A 25,267-nucleotide genomic window follows, 5' to 3' on the forward strand; every position below is an offset into this window, starting at 1 on the left:
GTCGTCGTCCGCCCGTCACGAGGTTCGGCTCAGCCGACGTGGGTGCGCCACGTGTGCTGCGGGTCGTAGCCGAGCAGGCGGCGCGCCTTGTCGATCGACAGCAGCGTGTCGTGGTCGCCGAACTCCCGCGCGACCGGGACGCCCGGGAACACCTCCGCGAGCAGCTCGGCGTTGGCGCGGGACATGACGGTGTCGGATGCCGCGATCAGGAAGTTGTCGAAACCGGCCGGTGCGACCTCGAGCGCGCGCTGCACGGCCTGCGCGCCGTCGCGCGCGTCGATGTAGCCCCAGAGGTTCCATTTGCGCAGGCGCGCGTCGGCGTCGAACGAGGGGAACTCCGCGTAGTCCTCCGGCACCATGACGTTCGAGAACCGCAGGGCGGTGATCGAGAGATCCGGATGCCACCGCACGAGCTCCGTCGCGAGCTGCTCCTCGAGCGTCTTGACGAGTGAGTACACCGACTCCGGGCGTGGTGCGTAGCCTTCATCGACGGGCACATACGGCGGCGGGGCATCGAAGGGGAGACCCTGCACCGTCTCGCTCGAGGCGTAGACGATTCGGCGGATGCCGAGGCGCACCGCCGCCCAGAACACGTTGAATGTCGCGGCCATGTTGTTGTGGAAGGTGGCCACGTCGCTGCGGATGCCGGGGGCCGGGATCGCTCCGAGGTGCACGACCGCATCGATGCCGTCGTGACGGTCCCCGACCGCCCCGAACGCGTCGATCACCTGGCCGTAGTCGGTGAGGTCGACCTGCACGAACGAGGGGCCTCGGGTGCCGACGACGTCCATGCCGATCACGTCGTATCCGGCATCCCGGAGTTCGCGGCCGACGACCGTTCCGAGCTTTCCGGTCGAGCCGGTGAGAGCGATGCGCATGAGACCAGCCTGTCACGGCTGCGGCATCCGCGGACAGAAAACCGTTTCGCAAACCGGGGATTGTTTCCGCTAACTGTTAGCGCTACCGTTAAGCTCGCGCGGCCGAAACGCCTTTCGCCGTGCGACGAACGTCGTGTACGAGGAGGTCACGATCATGACGAGCCGCGCGGGCTGAACGCTCGTCCGGCAGCCGCCGCGCCGGACGCTCCCTCCGAGGGCGCCGTCCGTTCCACCGAGGCAACAGCCTCCTGACCACCCGCCCTCGCAGCGGGTCTCTTCGGCGTGCCCCGGCACGCGTCATCCTCGCCTGTCCCCAGAAAGGAATCACGATGACACCCGAAACCGAAACAGGTATCTCGCGTCGCAACATCGTCGTCGGAGGGGGGATCGCGCTCGCCGGCATGGCCGCCGCCGTCGCACTCCTCGACCCGACCCAGGCACGCGCCGCCGCACCCCGGCAGAGCGCCGCCGCCTTCCGCGCGGCCGGTCCGGCCCGCTCGGCCCAGGTCGTGCGCGCCGGGCAGACCCTCGTCTATCCCGACGCCTGGACCGTCCGCCCCTTCCCGCTCACCTCGGTGAAGCTCGGACAGAGCGTCTTCACCCGAGCCCTCGACCAGCATCTCGTGCTCTACCGGGCGTACTCGGTCGACAAGATCCTCGCGGTGTTCCGCCGCAATGCGGGGCTGCCGACGAACGGCGCGACCCCGCCCGGCGGCTGGGAGGAGTACGGCCCCAACCCCGACGCGCAGCGCTGGGGCCCGCGCGAATACGTCCGGGGCCAGAACGCGGCTGGCGCCGGCGGATGCCTTCGCGGGCACTACGGCGGCCACTTCCTCAGCGGACTCTCGATGGCGTACGCCGCAACGGGCGAGCTCGCCCTGCTCAACAAGGTCAACGCGATCGTCGACGGACTCGAGGAGTGCCGGGCCGCGCTCGCCGCACAGCAGTTCGACGGCGCGCCGCGCTACTCGCACCCGGGCTTCCTCTCGGCCTACGGCGAGTGGCAGTTCTCCGCGCTCGAGGAGTTCGCGCCGTACGGCGAGATCTGGGCGCCGTACTACACGCTGCACAAGATCCTGGCGGGCCTGCTCGACGCCCACGCGCTCGCGGGCAGCGACAAGGCGCTCCAGCTGGCCGAGGGCATCGGCCACTGGGTGCACAGCCGCCTGTCGACCTGCACCCCCGCGCAGCTCGCACGGATGTGGGGCTCGTACATCGCGGGCGAGTACGGCGGCATGAACGAGGTGCTCGTCGAGCTGTACTGGCGTTCGGCCGATCCGCAGAAGAGCGATTTCCTCGACGCCGCGCACCTGTTCACGCTGCACACGCTCGTCGACGCATGCGCCGCGGGCACCGACACGCTCAACGGGAAGCACGCCAATCAGCACATCCCGCAGTTCCCTGGCTATGTGAAGCTCGCCGCCGAGACCGGCGACGACCACTATCTCGATGCGACGAAGGGCTTCTACGACATGGTCGTCCCGGGTCGGGTCTATGCGCACGGCGGCACCGGCGAGGGCGAGCTCTGGGGTCCGGCGAACACGGTCGCGGGGGACATCGGCCCGCGCAACGCCGAGTCGTGCGCGGCCTACAACATGCTCAAGGTGGCCAGCTACCTGTTCTTCAACGAGCAGGACCCGAAGTACATGGACTACTACGAGCGCACCGTGCTCAACCACATCCTCGGCGGACGCCGCAACCAGGAGTCGACGAGCGGGCCGGAGAACCTGTACATGTTCCCGGTGCAGCCGGGCGCACGCAAGGAGTACGGCAACGGCAACATCGGCACGTGCTGCGGAGGCACCGGGCTGGAGAGCCATGTGAAGTATCAGGAGGGCATCTACTTCCGCTCCGCCGATCAGTCGGAGCTGTACGTCAACCTCTACATCGCCTCCACGCTGACGTGGGAGGAGACGGGTCTCGAGCTGGAGCAGGTCTCGTCGTTCCCCGAGTCCGACACGTCCACGCTCACCGTCCAGGCCGCGCCGTCGGGCCCGCTGAAGGTGCACCTGCGCATCCCGGACTGGTCGCGAGACGCGGTCGTCGAGGTCAACGGCGCACCGGCCGCCGTGGCCGTCGACGCGGGCGCCTACGCCACTCTCGATCGCACCTGGGTGGCGGGTGACACGATCACCGTGCGCCTCCCGCTCGCCGTCCGCGTCGAGGCTGCCGTCGACCGCCCCGACATCCAGACGCTCATGTACGGCCCCGTCGTACTGACCGCCACGAGCTCGGCGACGAGCTACCTGAAGGTGTCGCTGGCCGATCGGCTCGACCTGAGCGGCAATGTCACCCGCGGGATCTCCAAGACCGCGGCGAACGTGTTCACGATCGGCGGCCTCAGCTACGAGCCGGCGTACAACGGGCGGGATGTCGCGTACCACATGTACTTCCAGCGCAACGAGCCGACCGTCACCTTCGCCGGGCAGGACTCGGGGGTGGCAAACCCGCGGCGCGCGGGCCGCACGCTGCTCGATGAGGTGTGGGAGCGGGCGCCGTTCTCGAGTCGCGCCGCCTTCCTCGCCGCCGTCGGGGAAGTCTCTGCGGACTACGTGGCGGCGGGAGTCCTGACCGCGCGCAACCGTCAGAAGGTGCTCCTCGCCGCCGGGCGCGCCCCGATCGATGCGGCGAACTGACATGTCGACGAACACGGAGAGCACATCCATGCACACCATGCGACCGGGCAGAGCCGGACTGAAGAGGATCGCCGTCGCGGTGGCCGCCGCCGTCGCACTGATCGCCGCGGGCGCTGTCGCGATCCCGGCCACGGCGGCCGACGAGCCGATCAACGTCGCGCTCGCCTCCGGCGACAACGCGCCCACGGTCGAGGTGAGCTACGTGCCGAGCTGGAACTCGGCTGCCGCCCTCAACAACGGCGCGGCCGCGCCGACCAACACGCTCTCCGCGATGTGGGGCACGTGGGGCGCGCCGGGCAACCCGACGCAGGACATCGCCACGTACACCTGGGAGCGTCCCGTCACGGTGAGCTCGTCGAAGCTCTTCCTGTGGCAGAACCACCTCACCCCCAGCGGCGACTCGGGCGTGATGATCCCCGCCGCCTGGAAGGTCGAGTACCGCAGCCCTGCGGGCGAGTGGCTTCCCGTCACCGGCGCCGGCCTGAGCTACCCGCTCCCGGTGCTCGACACCGCGGCGCCGGTGACCTCGCAGCCGGTCGTGCAGGCGAACTGGGACGCCGTCACCACGACCGCGGTCCGACTCGTGCTCGACCGCGTCGTGTTCCAGAGCCAGCGCAAGGCGACGAGCGTCATCGAGTGGGAGGTGTGGGGCGTGAATGCGCCGGTCGTCGAGCCCGAGCCCGAGGACCCGAACGCGTTCATCGACTCCGAGGCGGTCGCGGTGCGCACCGTCACCGGAACGGCGCCGGAGCTCCCCGAGCGCGTGTGGGTCATCGGCGAGAACGGTCCCCTGCGATACGTCGATGTCGAATGGGCGCCGGTCGCGGCATCCGCCTACGCCTCGGCCGGGACGTTCGACGTGGTCGGCGATCCCGACGGTTACGACGGGCAGTCGGTGACGGCGACCGTGTTCGTGGCCGCGACGCTGTCGGACGAGATCGACGCCGTCGACTACACGGCGACGATCACGACGCCCGGCGTCGCACCCGTGCTGCCCGGCTCCGTCCGCGCGACGTACGCCGACGGCACCGCGAGCAGCGACGTCGAGGTGGACTGGGCGCCGATCGAAGCCGCGCAGTACGCCGAGGCCGACGCGATCTTCGACGTCGAAGGCGCCGTCGACGGCTACGAGCCGGGCGCGGTCGCAACCGTGTTCGTCGTCGAGCCGCTGAGCCAGGCCGAGCCGATCGTCGCGATCGAGTTCGACTCCGCCGCGCAGGGATCGGGCTGGTACACGACCGCTCCGACCGTCACGATCACGGCGGAGGAGACGGCGAGCCCCGTCGCGCGCATCGAGTACAGCCTCGACGGCGAGACATGGCAGGCGTACGACGAGCCGTTCTCGGTCGACGCGCAGGGCGAGGTGACCGTGAGCGCACGCGCGACGAGCGAGGACGACGCGGTGGGCGAGGCATCCGAAACCGTGAAGATCGACACGATCGCGCCGACGACCGGCATCGACTGGATCGTCGTCGACGGCACGTCGGCGACCGTCACCCTCACGCCGTCGGACGACGAGCCGGGCTCGGGAGTCACGCGCACGGTGTGGTCGGACGGTCCGGACCCGTCCCCGACGGGCGAGACGAACAACATGTACGCGACGTACGAGGAGCCCTTCTCGGTGCAGCTCACCGAGGAGCCTCGGTACGTGCACGTGCAGGCTCAGGATGCCGCGGGCAACGTGGAGCAGCATGCCACCGTCGAGCTGCCCTCCCTCACCGGGGACAGTCTCGACCTGGTGCCCGCGGTCGTGCAGCGCTGCGTCTCGGGCAAGGTGCTGATCGCGGTGACGGTGCGCAACGCGGATGACGTCGCGGCCGACATCACGGTGGAGTCCGCGTTCGGGTCGAAGACCTTCGCCGCGGTCAAGGCCGGCGGCACGGTGTCGACGACGTTCTCGACCCGCACCCTCGGTGTGTCCGGTGGCGAGGTCGCGGTCAGCGGGACCGGCACCGACGACACCGCGTACCACGGCAGTGCGCAGTACGGCGCCTTCACCTGCGGCTGATCCCCCCTCGCGAACGGCCCGCGGTCTCCCCACCGCGGGCCGTTCCCGCGTTCGCCGTCGCGATTCCGTGACTCGCCAAGACACGCCGAAGGAGTGAGGCAGTGTCCGGCGTGTTCTGGCGACTCGATCGGCTGGGTGGCTGGGTGGCTGGGTGGCTGGGGGCGGGGACGGATGCTGCGGGTCAGGCGGCATCCGGTCGCTCGAGGCGGCGCAGCCGCCGGCGCGCGAAGTCCTGCGAACGGGGGCCGGCGTTCAGGGCGCGCTCGGTCACTGCGAGCACCGCGCGCGTGGCGGTGACCACGGGGAGGGGCGAGCGGCGCAGTCCGAGGAGCCGGCGGTACCGGCGGGGGATCGTGGCGACGGCGCTCGCGAACAGCACGCGGTACGCGAGCGACATCGAGCGCGACTCGCGAAACGGCGGGCGGCGGAGGAATCGCACCACGTCGTCCACGCGCTCGTCGCGGCGCAGGATCCCGCGCTCGAGGTAGCCGTCCAGCATCCCGCGCAGCTGCGCCTCGGTGCGCGGCGGCCCGGCCACCAGCATCAGCGTCCCGGCGGTCGCCCACTCGTCGACGTAGCGGTCGGCGCCGCCGGGGATCGCGCGTCCCCACCGCTGGTGGCACGACAGGAACGAATCCGTGAAGGCGAGGTGCACCCACTCGACCAGTTCGGGATCGGCGGCCGAGTACGTGCGCTCGCCCCCGTCGGCGGACCGGTACGTGCCGGTGACCCGCTGGTGGAACCGGCCCACACGCGCCGTCTCGCGCTGAGCCTGCGCCGTCGATCCGTAGGTGAGGCAGATCACCCAGCGCACGGTCCCCGTCAGGCGGCCGACCGGATCTTCGCGGTACCGGGACCAGTCGTGCACGCCCGCGAGCGCGCCGGGATGCAGCGCCTGCATCAGCAGCGCCCGGATGCCCGCGACCATCGTGCCGACCCCGGCGTGCACGGCCCACGCGGCGCCGTCCTCCGGGAAGTAGCCGATGTCGTCGCCTTCGGCGAGCTCCCTCACCCACGCCGGGGTTCCGTCCGGGTCGCCTGACAGCGCCGTCAGCAGCCGGGCCCGGACGCCGGCGATCACGCCGCGTCGACGCTCGCGGGATTCGCCAGAGGTGCCGGTCACGTCTCCAGCGTGCCACGCGCCGCACGACCGAAGCCCCGACGAGGTCGCCGGGGCTTCGGCTTCGGTGGGGGGCGCGGCTCAGGGCCGCGGCATCCGTTCGATCAACCGCAGGATGCCGCGGGGTACGCGAACTCCTGGTCCACAGTCACCGGCTGTCCGTTCACGGTCGCGGTCGCCTTCAGCGCCACGTTCGACGCCGGGACGGATGCCTGACGCGTGGTGAACGACGCGGACGCGCTCTTGCCCGCAGCGACCGATCCGAACGCCTTCGTGCCGTAGGCGGTCGTCGCGGTGAGAGTCACGGGGAAGCCCTCCCCGTTGGTGACGGTCACCAGCTGCACGACCTTGCCGGACACGCAGCGGGTGGTGACCGCGGCCGACACCTCGAGCTCGGGCCCGACGACCGTGACGGTCAGCGACACCGTGCGGTTGGCGGGTGCCACCTCCTCCTCGCGGGTCTGGTTCAGCACCGCGGAGCCGTCGGCGGCGAAGTGCACCGTCTTGACGCGCGCATGCCGGCTGGGGTCGTTCAGGCCGCCGTCGGCGCCCGGGATCCACTCCGAGATGGGCGGCCGCGCGTGGTAGACGATCACCGGGTTCCCGTCGGCGTCGAGCGTGAACGAGTTGTGGCCCGGTCCGTTCTGCTGGCCGCCGAAGTCGTCGGAGGTGAGCAGCGGGTAGCCGGTCTTGGTCCACGTCGACTGCTTCAGGAGATCGCCCCCGAGCGGTGCGCGCAGCATGCCGACCGAGTAGGTCTCGTTCACCTCGGAGGCCGAGAAGAACACGAACACCTCGTCCTCGCTCTTGATGACCGCCGGACCCTCGTTGATGACCTGGCTCGCGGTCCGCTCCCACGCGTAGTTCGGCGTGGAGAGCAGGATCGACGGGGTGATCAGCTGGCTCGGGTTCGTCGGGTCGATCTCGGCCATGCGCAGGTCGGAGCTGCCGGGCTTCTCGGCCCACACCATGTAGTGCTTGCCGTTCGCCTCGAAATACGTCATGTCGAGCGAGAAGCTCGTGAACGCCGAGGTGTCGCCGGGGGCCGCCTTGATGTAGCCGAGCTCCTCCCAGTTCGAGGCGACCATCGGGTCGCTGTTCCCGGGGGCGCGCATGATCGCGGGCCGGATGTTCCACACGTCGGTGCTTCGGCTCGACGTGAACAGGATGTACCAGTCCCCGTTGATCTTGTGCAGCTCGGGCGCCCAGAAGTACCGGTAGGCGCCCGTGGCGACCTTCGAGCCGTTCGACGTGTTCGGGGACGCGGCGTTGCGCGACCACAGCAGCACCTGCTCCTGCGCGGTCGTGAGCCCGTTGATCGAGCCCGCACGCCGCAGCACGATGCGGTCGTACCCGACGCCGGGGTTGGCCTGCGTGGTCGGGTAGGAGCCGGTGAGGTAGTACTCCGTCTCGCCGGTGCGCTCGTCGTCGCGGAACACCCACGGGTCGGCCCGCTCGGGCACGAGGATGCCCTTGCTGTCGCCGTACACCGGCTGGTTGACCGTGCCCGTGACGGTGTACTCGCCCGGGGTGTCGAGGTCGACGGTCGACGTGTCCCAGTTCACCCCGAGCTGCTTGGTCGAGCCGTCGGAGTAGCCCAGCTGCGCCTTCTCGGGCAGATCGAGCTCGCCGCCGACGGCGACCTCGACGTCGTCACCGGCGTCGACGGTCGTGTTGACGATCCGGCCCAGCGACTTCTGCAGGAGGGCGAGCTCCGCCGTGGTGACGGGCAGAGCGGATGCCTCGATCGCGCCGGTCGGGAGACCCGACACCGTCGGCGCCGCGGCCGCGGTGATCGACACCGGAGCGCTGAACGTCACGAAGTCGGTCGTCGTGACCTCGTACGCCGCGCCCGCGGAGGTGCGCAGCACGACACGATAGGCGCGGATGCCGTTGTCGTAGGCGACGTCGGCGCGGGAGACGGTGATGCCCTGGGTGTTGGTCAGAGCCCACTTCTGACCGCTGAAGGTCACGAGATCCTTCGACGTGTAGACGAAGATGCGGCCGTTCGCGGCGTTGTCGGTCGCCACGACGCCGTAGCCCCCGTCGGGGGTGCGGAACAGCGTCGGGTTCGCGAACTGCGACGTGCCGGTGCCGAACGTCGGGTAGAGGATGCCCTTGTTGTTGTTCAGCGCGATCAGCGGGTCGCCGTCCGCGGCCACGGCGAGGTGCAGCACCTCGGTCTTCGCGGTGCCGCCGGTGCGGACGTAGGCCACGACGCGAGCGGTGTCCTGGGCCTTGACCGTCACCGTGTAGGAGCGCTCGGCCGTGTTCTCGCCGCGCGTGAAGGTGGCGGTGAGCTCGACCTCGGTGTCAGCCGCCGGCCGGGCGACCTCGCCCGATTCGGACACGACGCCGGGATTCGACGATTCCCACGTCACGTCGACGCCGTCGACCTCGTCGCGCAGGACGATGTCGGCCGTCACGACCTCGATGCCGAGGTCGAAGGCGTCCGCGGTGCGGTCGAGGTCGCGCTGCGGGTCGATCGCGGGAACCGTGATCTCGTAGGTGCGAGTGAGCGTCTCGCCGCCGAGGGCGAACGTGCCGCTGAGCGTGACGACCGCGTCCTGCTGACCGGCCGCGGGCCGTGTGACGGAGCCGTCCGCGCCGATCACGCCGTCGGCCGAGGAGGCCCACGTGATGCGGGACCGGCTCGCGCCCGCCGTCGGGAGGGTGACGTCCGAGATGGCTTCGGAGGGGAGCGAGACGGCATCGGCGTCAGCCGCGAGTGCGGCCTGCGTCTGTGCGGGCGTGGTGCGGTCGCTGAGGTGGTAGATCTCGGCGACCTGGCCGGCGCTGTAGGCGGCGGTCGACACGATCACATCATCGACGGACCCCTTGAAGAACGGGTCCGCATAGGTCGAGCGGCCGATGTAGCCGACGAGTCCGGTGCCGAACTGCGAGACCGTGCGCGAGGTGGCGACGGTCCCGACGAGGGCGCCGTTGTAGTAGCCGGTGATCGATGTGGGGGTGATCACCGTCGTGTACATGGCCCACGCGGTGCCGGTCGTCGGACCGGCGACGCCCTGTGCCGCGTTGGTGGGGGAGATGCCATACTCGGTGCCCCACGGCGCCGAGGGCACGTTGCCGTTGGTGACGACCGTCTTGAAGCGACTCTGCGGGTTGCGCGGGTTGAGCAGCCAGTACTGCGCGGGGGTCGTGCCGGTGCCCGAGCCGAAGAACATCGCGGCGTAGTTGCCGGCGGCCGTGTCGTTGCGCAGCCAGGTCGAGACGGTCAGGGTGTCTTTGCCGTCGAAGAGATTCGCCGGGAAGCGCACGTAGCCGGCGCCGCTGTTCGACGCGCCGCCCGGCAGGGTGAGCACGCCGTCGGCGACGGTCGCCCCGGTGCCGAGGATCGTGCCGTTGTTGCCGTGGCCCGAGGCATCCGTCACCGCCCCTGCGGTGCTGAAGTCGTAGTGGAGGATCAGGTTCGGGTCGTCCGGAACCGGATCCGCGTGTGCTGCCGGCGGTGCGAGCACGCCGATGGCCAGCGCTGCGATCGCAGCTCCTGCCACTCCGACACGTCGCCATGACTTCGTCGCCATGTCAAACCTCTCCATCGCGGTCTGTGGCCCGCGCGAGATCGCGGGCATTGTCGGCCACAGTAACGCGTTAGCGCTCACATTTCCAGCCTCGATCGACCGGATCCGATGACGTGGTTTTGGGTCATAACGCGAAGAACGGGTGGCGATCTTCGTTTGGTTACCGCTAACGTGAGCGATAACAGCCGTTTCGACGATGTCCGGCCTCACTTGATGGAGAGTGGAATGAGAGCGTCCTCCCGCACCCGGAAGACCACCACCGCGCTTGCCGTGATCGGCGCGATGATCCTCGGACTCGGGGTGACCGGCGCGCACGCCGCGGTCCCCGAAGACGGGCTCGTCGCCGAGTACGTCTTCGACGCGGCATCCGGATCGACCGTCGCCAACTCGGCACCGGGATCCGCGTTCGGCGCCGCCACGGTGCGCAACGTCCAGGCCGCCGATTGGACCGGGTCATCCCTCACCCTGCGCGGGGGCGCGAAGACGTCCACGGGCAACTGGGTCGAGCTGCCCGACGACCTGCTCGCCGGGAAGCAGTCGGCGACGATCACCGCCGAGGTCAAGGCGTCGAGCGCGATGCTCTCCGGCTTCCACTTCCTGTGGAACATCGGCAACGAGTCGTCGGCGACCGAGTACTTCTTCGCATCGCTCAACTGCGGCTCGGGCCGCGCGCCGCTCGTCGGCCTCAAGGCGGGCGGCGTCGAGCGGCTCGTGCAGTCCGGATCCTGCGGGCTGACCGCGAACACCTGGGTGAACGTCACCACGGTCGTCGACGGCGCAGCAGGCACGGCCTCCCTCTTCATCGACGGCGTCCGCACGGCGCACGGGGCGATCGGCGCGACTCCGGGTGCCGTCGTGGACCAATCGCTCAACACGATCGGCCGCGCGCCGTGGCCGGACCCGCTCTTCCAGGGCTCGATCTCGGCGTTCCGGGTGTACGACCGCGCGCTGTCCTCGGCCGAGGTCGCCCAGGTCTCGGCCGACGACGCGGCAGCGCACTCCGCGGAGCTGCGCGCGCAGGCGCAGGCGATCATCGACGGGCTCGCCCTCGTCGACCGTGAGACGAGCACCGACATCGACCTGCCGACCGCGTCGGGTCGCGTGACGTGGACCTCGAGCAACGCCGACGTGGTCGCCGTGGACGGCACGGTGAGCCCGCCGCTGGCCGGCGAGGCAGCCGTCCCGGTCGAGCTCACCGCCACCGCGTCCGTGCGCGGCGCGACGGCGAGCCGCACGATCACCGTCACGGTCCTGCCGTCGAGCGAGACCGCCGCCCAGCGCGCCGAGCGTCTCGCCGGTCAGTTCGTGATCCCGTCGGTCGTCGAGTCGGGCGCCCTGATCCCCGCGGCGCCCGCCGGCACGTCCGTCGAGGTCGTGTCGGTCGACGGCGAGGTCGAGGTGGGCGAGGCGATCGTCTCGACCGTCGAGACCGAGACGGATGCCGCGATCGAAGTCCGCGTCACCGACACCGCGACGTCGGCCACCGCCACCCGGGCGTTCTCGGTGCGCGTGCTCCCGAGCGCCTCGACCTCCGAGCTCCTCGCCTATAGCCGCACCGCGACGAGCGTCGCCGAGGCGAACAACGCCGACGTCGCCTTCAGCATGCACCTCGCGCTCGAGGGCGGCGACGGCTGGAACCCGCTCAACGAGAACTACGGCATCTGGTTCGCCAAGACCTCGGCCCCGCCGCCCGCGAACGGCACCACCGAGAGCATCATCCGCAGCCTGCGCGACCCCCATGTGTTCTATCTGGCCGACGGCTCGTTCGGCGTCGTCGCCACGCGCGTCGCCCGGGGCGGAGCATCCGACGGCACGCAGTCCTCCCGCATGCTGTTCGCCCGCAGTGCCGACCTGCGCAGCTACCAGGAGGCCGGTCTCGTCGACCTCGGCGTGACGAGCGGGGTGAACGGCCCGGCCGTCGTGTTCGACTCGGCATCCGACCGCTACGTCGTGTCCTGGACGTCCGATGCGGGCGCCGCGATGTACACCACCTTCGGCGACCTGACCGACGCCGCGACGCGCGGCCCGGTGCTGCGGGGATCGGTCGCAGCGACCGCCGGCACGGCGGCTGCGGGCGTGCCGAACTACGCCACGGGCAATGCCCTGCCGATCGCGGGCGATGTCGTCGACGCCCTCCGGGTGCGGTTCGGCCGCGTCGCGAACACCGGCATCGAGCCGCTCGACGAGGTCACCGTCGAGACCGGCGAGGAGCTCGCCGCGGGCGACCTGCCGGAGAGGGCGGCGCTCTCGTACGACGACGGCTCGTCGGCCACACGGGCGATCGAGTGGGATGCCGCATCCCTGGCCGCCGTCGACACGTCGACGCCCGGCACCTACGAGGTGACGGGCTCGGTCAAGCAGCCCGAGTTCGCGACGCCGTTCGCCGACGAGCGTGCGGACCCGTCGATCTTCCGGTTCGACTGGAACGGCGCGGAGAAGTTCCTGTTGATCGCGACCGAGGACCTCAACCTCAACCCGATCGATCCGGCCAACGGGGCGCACATGCCGATCCGCGTCGCCGACCGCATCGACGACCTCTCCGACCACGCGCTCGCCGACGGCAGGAACGTCGAGGTGGACCTGCTGCGCGCGGGTGACACCGACGCCGACGGCGCCGTCATGACCGGATGCTTCTGGGCGCCCGAGTTCCACGTCATCGCCGACCGGCTGTCGATCCTGTTCATGCCCTGCTACAACGGCTCGAACGGGCGTCCCGACATGTGGACGGGTCGCGCGAGCATCATCCAGCTGAAGCAGGACGCGCAGGGCAACGACCTCGACCCCGCGGTGCCGGCGAACTGGACCAAGGCGCAGAAGGTCGTGCGCGCGGACGGGTCCATCCTCAACCCGGTGCAGAGCATCTCGCTCGACATGACCTACTTCACCGACTCCGGTCAGTCCTACTACTCGTGGCAGATGCTGGGCTCGATCTTCATCGCGAAGATGGACCCGGCCGACCCGACGCGCCTGACCTCGGCGCCGGTGCGGATCCTCGCACCGGAGTACGCGTGGGACAACACGATCGCCGAGGGACCCAACGTGCACGTGCACGACGGCGTGCTGAACCTGATCTACTCGGGTTCGACCGTCGGCGACTCGTACACGACCGGTCTCACGACGGCGACCGCGGGCGCCGGAGTCGACCTCACCAACCCGGCCGCCTGGACGAAGCTGAACTATCCGATCCAGAAGTCGGGCATCTTCAACGGGGAGTGGCAGCTGGGAACCGGCCACGGCATGTGGTCGCACGACGAGGACGACAACCTCCTCTACGTCTTCCACGCCCGCACCGACAACAACGGCAAGACGGGTCGCGACACGTTCGTCCGTCGGGTGCACTGGGCCTCCGACGGCCTTCCGATCTTCGACATGGAGTCGGAGGAGGAGGTCGCCCCCGGCAACCGCGCGGTATCGACGACCGTCACGGTGATCGGCGATGCCGCGCCGGCGCTGGACGTCTCGGGGACGGTCACCGCGCGCTGCGTCGCCGGCAAGGTCGTGCAGGTCCTCACCGTGACGAACGCGGAGGACTTCCCCGTCGCGGTCTCGGCGACCGGCGCATACGGCTCGAAGGCCTTCGGCGCCGTCGCTCCCGGCAAGAGCTCCTCGACCTCGTTCACGACACGGCAGCCGTCGGTCGCGATCGGCGCGGTCGCGCTCACCGCGACCGCCACCGTCGAGGGCGCACCGGTGACGGCCACGATCGACATCGCCTACCCCGCCGTGGCCTGCGGCTGACCCGCGCACCCATCGCTGTGAGAAAGGAACACCCTGTGGATCGAACGGACGTGACCCCTGCGCGCGCACGCGACAGCCGGAGGACGCGGAGGACGCGGAGGACGAGAATCCTCTCCGGTGTGCTGGGGACCGCTCTGGTGGTCGGTGCGATCGGCGCCACCGGACCCGTGGCGGCGCACGCTGCGGAACCGGCGTCGCTGCTCGCGTCGTACGACTTCTCGGAGACCGGCGGCACCGTGCTGCACGACGTCTCCGGGGCCGGCCGAGACGGCGCCGTCGTCGGCGGCGCGGCGTGGCGCGGCGGCTCCATGCAGTTCACCGGCGCGAACCACGTCCAGCTTCCGAACAACCTGCTCGCCGGGCAGACTGCCGCCACCGTCGTGATCGAGACGAGTCCCACCGCGCTGAGCGGAGCGAAGTTCCTGTGGAACATCGGCGGGTCGGGGGATGCCGCGACCGGTCAGTTCTTCATCCAGCCCGTCGCGCCGCGCCTGGCGATCTCGACGTCGAACTGGTCGGGCGAGCAGTCGGTCACGTCCGCGACCAAGCTCGTCGAGGGCCGGTGGCAGTCGGTCGCGGCGACGATCGCGAAGAACGCCGGCGGAACGACCTCGACGCTCACGCTGTACATCGACGGAGTCCGGGTCGCGCAGAAGACCGACTCCACCGTCGCGCTCAGCGACCTGACGACCCACACGCTGAACTACATCGGCAAGAGCGCATACAACGGCGATTCGCTGTACCAGGGAGGCGTGTCCGCGTTCCGGGTGTACGGTGAGGCGCTGTCGGCGACCGACATCGCGACCGCCTCGACGACGGATGCCGCGGCCGCCGCCGCCGAGGTGGTGGGCGGCATCGACCTCGACGCCGTCAACGTTCAGGACCTCACGCAGGTCGAGTCCGATCTCGTGCTGCCGACGGCCGGGGGAGTGACCTGGACGGCGCAGCCCGCGGGGATCGTGGCCCCGAACGGACAGGTCTCGCGACCCGCTGCCGACACCGTCGTGACGCTGACCGCGACCGCGACGGTGCGGGGCCAGACCGCGAACCGGACCCTCGACGTGACCGTGCTGAAGGCGCCCACCGCCGCGGAGCAGGCCACGCGCGCCGCCGAAACCCTCACCGTGCCGTCGGTGCTCGAGCGCGGGTACGTTCTCCCCGCGAGCGCGCTCGGTCTGCCGGTCGCCTGGACGCACGTGTCGGGCGCGGGATCCGTCGTCGACGGGGTGGTCGCCAGCGGTCCCGCTTCGGGACTGGCCGCAGCGACCCTGGAGGCCGTCGTGGGAACGGGGACGGATGCCGCCACGACACGGCTCGACGTGCGCATCGCCGAGACCGGCGCGTCCCGTGTGGCCGCTTACACGACGTCCAAGAACACCCGCGGCGGCGACGACCCCGAGGTCACCCGCAGCGGGCATCTCGCGCTCAGCGCGAACGGCACCTCTTTCACGGCGCTCAACTCGGGAGCCGGCGTCGTGTTCCCGACGGTCAGCGGCATGACCGAGACGAACAACGGCACCAAGCGCTACCTCGCCCGGCCCTACGCGTTCCGCCTCTCCGGCGATGAGGGCTTCGGCCTGATCGCGCGGCGCACGTCCGACACGGGCACGGCAGACGCCGCCGGTGCGATCGTCTTCACCTCGCCCGACCTGGTGGACTGGACCGAGGTCGGATTCCTTCCGCTCCCCGGCCAGGGCACGACCGGCGCCGTCTCCGCGGAATGGGATTCGCGCGTGGACGCGTACCGCATCGCGTGGACCAGCACGAGCGGATCCACGCTGACCGGCACCACGGCGGACTTCGCTGCCGTCGGAGCCGTGAAGCTCGGCCAGCAGCCCGGCGGACGCACTGGCACGATCGACGTGCCCTACGCCGAGACCGCCTCGATCGTTCCGGTCACCGCCTCGGAGGCGCGCGTGGCGGAGCAGCTGCTCGGCCGCGTGCGCAACACGGGTGTGCAGACGCCCGAGGAGGTGACGATCACCGCCGGCGGCGAGGTAGAGCTGCCCGAGACCGTCACGGCGGACTACTCGGACGGGGGAACGCACGACTTCCGGGTGGACTGGGACACGACCGACGTCGACACCTCGACGCCGGGCGACTACACCGTGACCGGCACGCTCCAGCGCACCGACACGATCTTCCCGCTGCTGCCCAACCGCGCGGACCCGCACGTCCTGCGCTACACGCTCGCGAACGGCCAGAAGACCTGGCTCTACATCGCGACGGACGACAACGGCCAGGACGAGTTCTTCATCCGTCAGGCCGACACGATCGCCGGGCTCGGGACGGCGGCGGACAACCGCATCCTCGGATACGGACTGTCGGGCACGAGCACCAACGCACAGCTGTGGGCACCCGAGCTGCACGTGGTGAACGGCGATCTCTACATCCTGTTCGCGGCGAACGCCAACAGCGCGAACTCGTGGACCGGCGTGCAGTCCTACACGATGCGACTGAAGTCCGGCGGGAACCCTCTCGTGCGCGCCGACTGGGATGCCCCCCAGCGCGTCGTCGACGCCGCCGGTCAGCCGCTCACCACCTACGGCACCGGGATCACACTCGACATGACGCACTTCACCGATGGGGGCACGGACTACGTGGTGTGGTCGGAGCGCGTCGTCGCGCCGGCGACCGGGCCCGCGGTGCTGAAGATCGCGAAGGTCACCCCGTCGACGACGGGACCCTGGCGTCTGTCGAGTCAGCGCTCGACGATCGTGTATCCCGACCGGGGATGGTCGACGAACACGTCCGCCGTCGCGGAGGGGCCGTTCGTCATCCAGCGCGACGGGAGGATCATGATCACGTTCTCCGGTTCGAACATCGACTGGACGTACGCGGTGGGCCTCGCCACGGCATCCTCCGGGGATGACCTGCTCGACCCGGGCGCGTGGGATGTGCGAGGCGACGCGATCTGGAGCTACGAGGGCGCCTTCTCCAACAACTGGGGTCCGGGACACAACTCCTACACGTACGACGATGACGGCAACCTGATCAACGTCTTCCATGCCAAGGCGACGCAGAACGGCACCCGCGACTCCGGCACGAGGATGGTGTACTTCCGCCAGGACGGCAGCCCGATCCTCGACATGACGAACGACGAGTGGCTCGCCGCGGCGAACCGCACGGTCACGGCCACGGTGACGGTGACGGCATCCGGTCTCGACGTCGACGCGGCGGTCACCTCGCGCTGCGTGAGCGGCAAGGTCGTGCAGGTTCTCACCGTGACCAACGGCGAGGACGTGCCCGTCACGATCGCCGTCTCGGGCACTTACGGGACGAAGACGTTCACCGCGCTCGCCGCGGGCAGGAGCGCGTCGGCCACGTTCACCACGCGGCTCGCGGCCGTCCCGGCGGGCACGATCACGCTCGCCGCATCCGCGACGATCGACGGCTCGCCCGTGACCGACACGGCGGAGGTGAGCGCCGCGCCCGCCTCGTGCGGGTGATCAGACTCGGCCGCTGAGCGGTCGATGCGACGCGCGTCGCGGGTGGGTGCTGCCCCCGCGGCGCGCTGTCGCGCGCGGCGCGGCGCGGCGGAGCGGAGGTCAGCCGCGACCGGCCGCGGTGAGGGAGGCGCGTGCGGCGGGGCGCCCGATGAAGAGCCACGCGAGCGGACCCAGGACCGGCACGAAGATCGCGACCAGCGTCCACACCAGTGCCTGGGCGGAGGTCAGCGCCTTCGCGGATCGAGCGAGCGAGACCAGCGCCACCACCAGCAGTGCGAGCAGCGCCAGTGCCACGCCGGACCACGCGATGTCGTAAGCGGCGGGAACGAGCGGGTTGAGGGAGGCGATCACCCCTTCAACCTAACGGGACTCGCCGGACCGCGTGCGCCCTGGGCGACTCGACGCGGGGTTCCCCACGAAGACGCCCCGCCGACCCGGGGCCGGCGGGGCGTTCGCGCTCGACGCCTAGCCGCAGCTGGCGGCCGTGAAAGCGCCGGATGCCGCGGCGCTGGTGCCGCCCGAGGTCACCGTCACCGCGACGGAGCCCGTCGTGATCGAAGACTGCCGGGTGGTGAACGCTGCCGAGGCGCTCTTGCCGGCGGCGACGGCCGCGACGGACTTCGACCCGTACGGCGTCGAGATGCCCAGCGCCACGGGCGCCGCCCCGTCGTTCGTGACCCGGACGGTGAGCGTGACCTTGCCTGAGACGCAGCGCGTGTCGGCGACGACCGTGACCGGCAGCACCGGTGCGGCGACCACGACCTCGGCCGTGACCGTCACGGCCGTCGAGCTGTACAGCTGCCGGCCCGGCGCGTTCCACGCCGTCGAGCCGCCTGCGCCGACCCACTGGTTCAGGTTCGCGCCGATCGTGCGAACCGTGCCGGTCACCTCGTAAGAGCCGGGCTCGGACGTGTCGATGCCCGCGAGATCCCACGTCACCGGCTGCGACGCCGTTCCGCGCCCGTACGCCAGCACGACGTCGGCCTCGGCCGGCAGCGCGGCCCGCACGGCGGACTCGGACGCGGCGGCCTCGACCTCGACGGAGCCGAGGTCGGCGGTGACGGCGGTCGCGGCATCCGCTGCTCGGATCTCGTCGTACTGCGCCTTCGTGAGTCCCACGATGCCGCCGTGCTTGGTGCTCGGAGCCATGAAGAAGCTGCTGCTCACGAGCTGCGTGAAGCCGGCATCCAGGTCGTTCGTCTGCATCGGCCGGTAGCCGGTCGAGGGGATGACGTCGACGTAGAGGTACCAGGACTCCTCGCCGTGACGCTGGAACACCGCCGGACCCTCGACACCGCCCGCGTTGCCCCCTGCCCACACGGCGCCGATGCGCGTCTGCAGCTGCGTCCAGGTCGCGGCGGGCTTCCACCACTGGGCGGCCGTGGTCGATTCGAGGTAGATGCCCTTGCCCGCGGAGTTGTCCTTCGTGATGCGGTACGTCGTGCCCTCGTTCTGGATGATCGTCGTGTCGATCGTGTTGCCGCCCGCGTCGATGAACGTGCCGCCGTACTCGTAGGTCTCCTGCGTGAAGTCGGGCGTCGCGCCCCACAGGATGCGGGAGTAGCTCGAGCCGGTGTGCTCGGCGTTCGCGTACACGTTCGATGACCAGTACAGGACGAACGCGCCCTCGCCGGCCCCGTAGTAGTCGGGCACCCAGGTCGCCTCGGGCGCCCACGCCATGCCGAACTCGCCGACCTTCGCACCGTCCGACAGGGCGACGTCGAACTGGCGCAGGTCGCTCCAGCTCACGAGGTCCTTCGACTCCCAGACGTTCAGCGTGGTGTTGCCCTTCGAGCTCCAGTAGCACCACTCGGTGCAGCCGCTGACGCCGCGGTCACCGCCGAACACCCGCAGGTCGGTGGCGATGATGTAGTACGTGCCGGTCTCGGGGTTGTACGTGAGGTACGGGTCGCGGATGCCGGTGGTGCCGAGGTCGGATGCGAGGATCGGCTTTCCCGCGTTGAGCGGGTCCCACTGCTCGGGGTTGTCGCCGCGGGACACGTCGAGGTAGATCTTCTCGGCATAGCCGGCGGAGTCCTCGATGAAGTGCACCATCGCGTACCCGAATGCGTCGTCCGCGCCCGCCTGCGGCTTCACCGTCACCGGCACCGCACGGGTGGCCGTCGCGCCGCGCACGGTGGCCGTCGCGGTCAGGGTGGTCTCGACCGGCGCCTGGCCGGTGGCCGGCTGGTCCGCGGTCGCCGTGACGCCGTCCGCGCCGATCTCGATCGCCGGGTCGCTCGAGGACCACGACACGCGTCCGCCGTAGGTCGGCAGGGTGGTCGTGGCCTCGTCGAAGGTCACCGCGGCGACGCTGTCGGCGACGGTCTGCGCGGCCTGCTGGAACGACGAGGCATGGATCGCGGCATCCGCCGTCGACACGTCTGCGACCTCGGCCGCCGTGAGCGCACGGTCGTACACGCGGAACGTCGACACCTCGCCCTTGTACATCGGGTCGGGATACGGCGCCCGGCCGATCGCATTGAGGGTCTGACCGATGGATGCCGGGGTCAGGGCCGTGTTCGTACGGGCGACCTGGACGCCGTCGACGTAGAACGTGATGTGGCCGGCGGCGCCGTCGATCACCGAGGTCAGGCTGTACCAGCGGTTCGCGTCGAGCGCGGAGCCGGAGCGGGCGTTGACTTCGCCGCCACCGCCGGTCGCCGTGATCGAGGTACGCGGGTTGTCGCGCACCGACGCGAAGTAGTACTGCGTCGTGGAGTCGCTGCCGATGTTCCAGAGGAAGTGCCAGCTGTTCTTCATCGTCGCGTCGAGCTTGGTCTCGATCGTGACCGTCGCCGACGTCCTGCCGGCGAGGATGTCGTCGGGAAGGCGCACCCAGTTCGCGCTCGCGCTGGTCTTGGCGCCGCCGGCGAAGACGAGGGACGAGCCGGTCCACTGACTGTCGGTCCCGTTGACGACGGTCGCCGCCGCACCGCCGCTGACGCGGTTCGGGATGCTGGAACCCGCAGTCTGATCGAACAGGTACTCGGCGAGGAGGCCGGTGGTCGGTGCGGCCGGCGCTGCGCCGACCGCGGCGGCCGCGCCCACCGGCACGAGCGCCGTGGCGACGAAGGCGGCGCCGACGAGTGAGGCGAGGAGCCGGCGTGGCCCTCGAGAGCGGTCGGTGCGGGCGGCAGATCGAGGAAGGGGAATCACTCCAGCTCCTTTGCTGTGCGCGACGTGTCGATGGGGCGCGGGAGCGCCTGCGGTGCGCGCTTGGGAATGTTAGCGCTCACGTCGCGCCGCTGGCAAGGATTGCTTTGTGATGACGAACCCTTGACATCCCGGGCGAGTTCGCGCTAACAAGGAACCACAGAACGCGTGATACCGCTAACAGCATGGGCGCATCGCTCACCTGCATGGACACGCGTCGACCAGGACGAGGGAGCCCTGAGCAATGGCGAAGATGCCGACAGACAGATTCCGCCGCGTGATCGCGTTCGCGACCGCGACGACGCTCGCCGCCGGCCTGCTCGCGGTCGCGACGCCGGTCGCGGCATCCGCTGCGCCGCTCTCGATCGAATCGGCGAAGGTGCTCGACCTGGCATTCGAGGGGAACCTCGCCGACGCCGGCCCGAACGCGGCGACCGTCACGATGCAGAAGGGCGCCGCGGCCTACGCCACCGGCATAGACGGACAGGCGTTCAACCTCAACGGCTCCAACGCGATCCGCCTCGGCACCGACGCGTACCTGCAGCCCGCCGACCTCACGGTGTCGTTCTGGTACAAGCCGAACGCCGTGATGTCCGGCGAGCAGGTCTTCGCGTGGAGCAAGCTCGCCTACAACTCGCCCGGGTGGTACCTCACCAGCGAGAGCAACACCTCGGCGCTCGCGCTGTCGGTGGGACCGGCGACCGGCCAGCCTTTCAAGGTCGCCGTCGACACGGCCCGCGCCGGCTTCTTCCCGGCCGGACAGTGGACCCACGTCGTCGTCACCTACGACAAGGCCACCAAGGACGTCCGCTTCTACCGCAACGGCGTGCGCCAGATCTCGACCGTGAAGTACGCGGCCACCGGAACCGCCACCGGCGCGATCGTCGGGGAGAGCACCACGGTCAAGACGCTCGGCTACAACGGTCCGCAGTACAACGGCGCCCACGCCAACGGCCTCATCGACGACTACACCCTCTACAACGGCGTCGCGACGGTCTCGGACGTCGTCTCGCTCACACAGTCCAACGACCCGACCTTCGACCCCGCTGCCGTCGCGCAGGGTGCGCTCGACGCGCTCTCGGTCCCCACCTCGGTCGCGGCGGACGTCGGCGTGCCGACCGAAGCGGCGAACGGCACGACGATCGCGTGGTCTTCGTCGAACACGGGCATCATCTCCCTCGACGGCGGCGCCGCGACGGTGACCCGCCCGGCCGCGTCGCCCGCGACCGTCACGCTCACCGCGTCGGCCAGCTACGGCGGCAGCGCCCCGGTGACCAGGACGTTCGAGGTGCAGGTGCCGCAGGAAGGGGCATCCACCTCCATCTACCTCGAGGACACCGACCTCGGCGAGGTGCTGCTCGAGGACCCGTACCTCGTCAACGGCAACGAGAAGATGATCGACTACCTGATCAGCCTCGAGCCCGAGCGGTTCCTCACCGCCTTCTACACGCAGGCGGGTCTTCCCACGACGGCTCAGCCGTACGGAGGGTGGGAGCGCACGAGCGGCACGCGATTCCAGGGCCACTTCTTCGGCCACTACATCTCCGCGCTGTCGCAGGCGTACGCGACGACGACCGAGCCCGCGACGAAGGCCGCCCTCCTGGCGAAGCTCACCACCGCCGTCGACGGTCTCAAGAACGCGCAGACGGCCTACGCGGCGATCGATCCGACGAACGCCGGCTACGTCTCGCCGTTCTCGACGAGCGTGCTGCCCAGCGGCGGCGGAGGACTCCTCGTTCCCTTCTACAACCTGCACAAGGTGCTCGCCGGTCTCCTGGACGCGCACGAATACGCTCCCGCAGCGGTCTCGGCCAAGGCGCTCTCGGTCGCGAGCGGATTCGGCACGTGGGTGCGTGACTGGGCGGGGCGGCAGGCCAACCCGGCGACGCTCCTGAACACCGAGTACGGCGGCATGAACGAGGCGCTCTACGAGCTGTACTCGATCACCGAGAACCCCGCGCACAAGCGCGCAGCGGAGTATTTCGACGAGGTCGCGCTGTTCCAGCAGCTGGCGGCGGGCCAGGACGTCCTCGACGGCAAGCACGCCAACACCACGATCCCCAAGCTGATCGGCGCACTCAAGCGCTACACCGTGTTCACCGACAACCCGCATCTGTACGCGCAGCTCAGCGCGACCGAGAAGAGCAACCTCGGGATGTATCGTGCCGCCGCCGAGAACTTCTGGCAGATCGTGGTCGACGACCACACCTACGCCAACGGCGGCAACAGCCAGTCCGAGCACTTCCACGGCGCCGACGAGCTCCACGAGCACGCCACCAACGGCACCACCTCGGGATACGGCGAGAACTCCACGTCCGAGATCTGCAACGAGTACAACATGCTCAAGCTGACCAAGGCTCTGTTCCAGGTAGGCCCGGACGTCAAGTACGCGGACTTCTACGAGCACACCTACATCAACGCGATCCTTGCGCAGCAGAACCCCGAGACGGGCATGATGACGTACTTCCAGCCGATGCAGGCGGGGTACGCCAAGGTCTTCGGTCGCCCGTACGACGAGTTCTGGTGCGATCACGGCACCGCGACCGAGAGCTTCACGAAGCTCGGCGACTCGATCTACTTCCGCAAGGGCGAGTCGGTCTTCGTCAACATGTTCCGCTCGACGGTGTACACCGACGAGACGCACAACATGCGCCTCACCCAGACGGCAGACGTGCCCGCCGACGAGACCGTGACCTTCTCGGTGGAGGCGATCGACGGCGGCGCGCTGCCCGAGGGCACGACCCTCCGCCTGCGCGTGCCCGGGTGGGCGGCCGCGACGCCGACCCTCTCCGTGAACGGACAGACCCAGGATGTCGCAGCGCTCACCGAGGACGGATACGTCGTCGTCGAGGTGGCCGCCGGCGACGAGCTCACCTACGAGCTGCCCGCCGAGGTGCGCGTCATCGACGACACCGAGAACCCGAACTGGGTGGCCTTCGCGTACGGGCCGGTGCTGCTCGCGACCGAGCTCAACCGCACCAACGTCGACGCGACCTACGTCGCCGGCGTGCTGGTGCGCATGAGCACGGCCGACAAGTCCGTCAGCAACGACGTCGTGGTCGGCGATGCGGATGCGTTCAAGGCCGGCATCGCCGACAACCTCGTGCGCATCGAGGACGGCGACAACGCCAACGGCATCGAGACGATGCGCTTCAAGATGCAGAATGCGGATGCTGCGACCGAGGCACTCACCTTCGAGCCCTGGTACTCGCTCTACGGCGCCCGCTACGCGATCTACATGGACCTCATCGAGCCCGACTCGCCCCAGGCGCAGGCGCTGATCCTCAAAGACAAGCAGCAGCAGCGGATCGACGAGACCACGATCGACGCGCTGACGTCCTTCGACAACAACAACAGCGAGGCCGACAAGAACTACCGGTTCAACAAGTCCGGCGTGGGCGTCTGGCTCGGCGAGGGCTACCGCGACGGGCAGATCGCGACCGACGCGTACTTCCAGTACGACATGGTCGTCGACCCCTCGCTGCCGGCCAACTACCTCGGCGTGCGCTACTTCGGCGGCGACAACGGGCGCACCTTCGACGTCTACCTCAACGACGTGCTGCTCAAGCACGAGCGCGTCACCAACGCCGCGGGGGCGAACACGTTCTACGTGCAGTACGACGAGATCCCGGCATCCGTCCTCTCGGGCATCGCCGCGAGGGACAGCTACAAGCGCGACCAGAACGGGCAGTACGTGCTCGATGCGCAGGGCCAGAAGATCCCGGTGGTGACGGTGCGCTTCCAGGGCAACGGCACGAGCTACGTCGGCGGCGTCTTCGGTGTCTACACGGCGTCGAAGACGACGTACGCAACGGCCGCCGACCTCAGCGCGCTGTCGTTCGAGGACGGTGAGCTCGCTCCGACGCTGACCGGCGGGGTCTACTCGTACACGGTGACCGTGCCCGCCGATGCGACCACCGCCACTTTCGACGCCGATCCGGCGGCGCCCAGCGGGCTCGTGCGCCTCGGCGGCATCCTGATCGACGACACGCTTCCGCGCACGCTGCCGCTCGCCGCCGACGGGCCGACGGTGCTGACGCTGACGGCGACGGCGCAGGACCACGTCACGACCTCGACCTATCGGATCGAGATCGTGCGGGCCCCCGTGCAGCCGCCGCTCGATGTCACCGCCGTGGCCGCCGTGCGATGCGCGGCGGGCAAGCCGATGCTCACCGTGCAGGTGCGCAACGGTGCCGGCGTGCCGGTGGCGCTCGCCATCGAGACGGTCGCGGGGACGAAGCAGATCGCGACGCTCGCGGCGGGGAAGACCGCGTCTGCGGCCTTCACCTCGCGCGCAGCGCAGCTGCCGGCGGGTCAGGCGACGGTGACGGCGTCGGCTGTCGTCGACGGCCGAACCGTGTCGGTGTCCGTTCCCGTGGCCTACCCGGCGACGACGTGCGGATGACGATTTCGAAAACCATTTCGGTACTTGTTTCCGCTAACTGTTGCCGGTAACATTCACGTGAGCCAGTCGATCCATCGTCGGATCCGAGAGCAAAGGTGCGAACATGCTCAGTCCCTTCCCGAGCCACACGGCGCTGACCGCGATGCCCGCGGCCGCGCGCGCGGCCGCGACGGGCTCCGGGCGTCGAGCGACCACGGCCGCGCGGTGCGCGTCGGCCATGACCCCAGTGAGACGGGAGCGATCGGCTGCGGCTGAGGCTTCCAGCGAGTCCCGACGGCCGGATGGTCCGGTCGCTCGCAACTTCGGCTCGGCAGGGGTGCCGACCGGGAATTGGA

10 protein-coding genes are annotated in these 25,267 nt (G+C 70.0%); 5 read left to right on the plus strand and 5 right to left on the minus strand.

Annotated features, from left to right (window positions below):
• Positions 1-29 precede the first annotated feature (29 nt).
• On the minus strand, positions 30-878 hold the full coding sequence (locus OL358_RS08600) for an NAD-dependent epimerase/dehydratase family protein (RefSeq protein WP_264709565.1): 849 nt from the start codon (positions 876-878) through the stop codon (positions 30-32).
• A 329-nt stretch (positions 879-1,207) separates the two neighbouring features.
• Here OL358_RS08600 and OL358_RS08605 point away from each other — a divergent pair, with 329 nt between their 5' ends.
• On the plus strand, positions 1,208-3,514 hold the full coding sequence (locus tag OL358_RS08605) for a glycoside hydrolase family 127 protein (RefSeq protein WP_264709566.1): 2,307 nt from the start codon (positions 1,208-1,210) through the stop codon (positions 3,512-3,514).
• Positions 3,515-3,542: 28 nt separating this feature from the next.
• Positions 3,543-5,522 carry an OmpL47-type beta-barrel domain-containing protein gene (locus OL358_RS08610; protein WP_264709567.1) on the plus strand — a complete coding sequence of 660 codons (1,980 nt, stop codon included), beginning with the start codon at positions 3,543-3,545 and terminating at the stop codon, positions 5,520-5,522.
• Between the two features lie 181 nt (positions 5,523-5,703).
• On the opposite strand, the gene OL358_RS08615 is transcribed toward OL358_RS08610, so the two are convergent.
• Together OL358_RS08615 and OL358_RS08620 are read right to left on the minus strand one after the other, a co-directional pair.
• Positions 5,704-6,645, minus strand: coding sequence for an oxygenase MpaB family protein (locus OL358_RS08615; protein ID WP_264709568.1), 942 nt, complete (start codon positions 6,643-6,645; stop codon positions 5,704-5,706).
• A 101-nt stretch (positions 6,646-6,746) separates the two neighbouring features.
• The gene (locus tag OL358_RS08620; RefSeq protein WP_264709569.1) at positions 6,747-10,187 is read right to left on the minus strand and encodes a family 43 glycosylhydrolase; all 3,441 of its coding nucleotides are present in this window, start codon (positions 10,185-10,187) and stop codon (positions 6,747-6,749) included.
• 222 nt (positions 10,188-10,409) lie between these two features.
• Here OL358_RS08620 and OL358_RS08625 point away from each other — a divergent pair, with 222 nt between their 5' ends.
• Positions 10,410-13,922 (plus strand): family 43 glycosylhydrolase, encoded by a 3,513-nt coding sequence (locus OL358_RS08625; protein ID WP_264709570.1) that lies wholly within the window; start codon positions 10,410-10,412, stop codon positions 13,920-13,922.
• Between the two features lie 119 nt (positions 13,923-14,041).
• Positions 14,042-17,371, plus strand: a complete 3,330-nt coding sequence (locus OL358_RS08630; RefSeq protein ID WP_264709571.1) for a family 43 glycosylhydrolase — start codon at positions 14,042-14,044, stop codon at positions 17,369-17,371.
• Between the two features lie 99 nt (positions 17,372-17,470).
• Here the strand turns inward: OL358_RS08630 and OL358_RS08635 are convergent, their stop codons facing one another.
• The gene (locus OL358_RS08635; RefSeq protein ID WP_264709572.1) at positions 17,471-17,722 is read right to left on the minus strand and encodes a PLD nuclease N-terminal domain-containing protein; all 252 of its coding nucleotides are present in this window, start codon (positions 17,720-17,722) and stop codon (positions 17,471-17,473) included.
• 114 nt (positions 17,723-17,836) lie between these two features.
• A complete protein-coding gene (locus OL358_RS08640) occupies positions 17,837-20,530 on the minus strand; it encodes a LamG-like jellyroll fold domain-containing protein (RefSeq protein WP_264709573.1) in 2,694 nt (897 codons plus the stop codon).
• Positions 20,531-20,780: 250 nt separating this feature from the next.
• Between OL358_RS08640 and OL358_RS08645 the strand changes: the two genes are divergently transcribed.
• Complete coding sequence (locus tag OL358_RS08645; RefSeq protein WP_264709574.1) at positions 20,781-24,932, plus strand: beta-L-arabinofuranosidase domain-containing protein; 4,152 nt, start codon at positions 20,781-20,783, stop codon at positions 24,930-24,932.
• The last annotated feature ends 335 nt before the right edge of the window (positions 24,933-25,267 follow it).

The organism is Microbacterium sp. SSM24 (genome assembly GCF_025989145.1).
Classification (GTDB): domain Bacteria; phylum Actinomycetota; class Actinomycetes; order Actinomycetales; family Microbacteriaceae; genus Microbacterium.

Bases quoted from the DNA above. Each gene is read 5' to 3' on its own strand.
- OL358_RS08610 (WP_264709567.1), top strand. From the start codon at position 3,543: ATGCACACCATGCGACCGGGCAGAGCCGGACTGAAGAGGATCGCCGTC.
- OL358_RS08605 (WP_264709566.1), top strand. From the start codon at position 1,208: ATGACACCCGAAACCGAAACAGGTATCTCGCGTCGCAACATCGTCGTC.
- OL358_RS08600 (WP_264709565.1), bottom strand. From the start codon at position 878: ATGCGCATCGCTCTCACCGGCTCGACCGGAAAGCTCGGAACGGTCGTC.
- OL358_RS08620 (WP_264709569.1), bottom strand. From the start codon at position 10,187: ATGGCGACGAAGTCATGGCGACGTGTCGGAGTGGCAGGAGCTGCGATC.
- OL358_RS08645 (WP_264709574.1), top strand. From the start codon at position 20,781: ATGCCGACAGACAGATTCCGCCGCGTGATCGCGTTCGCGACCGCGACG.
- OL358_RS08625 (WP_264709570.1), top strand. From the start codon at position 10,410: ATGAGAGCGTCCTCCCGCACCCGGAAGACCACCACCGCGCTTGCCGTG.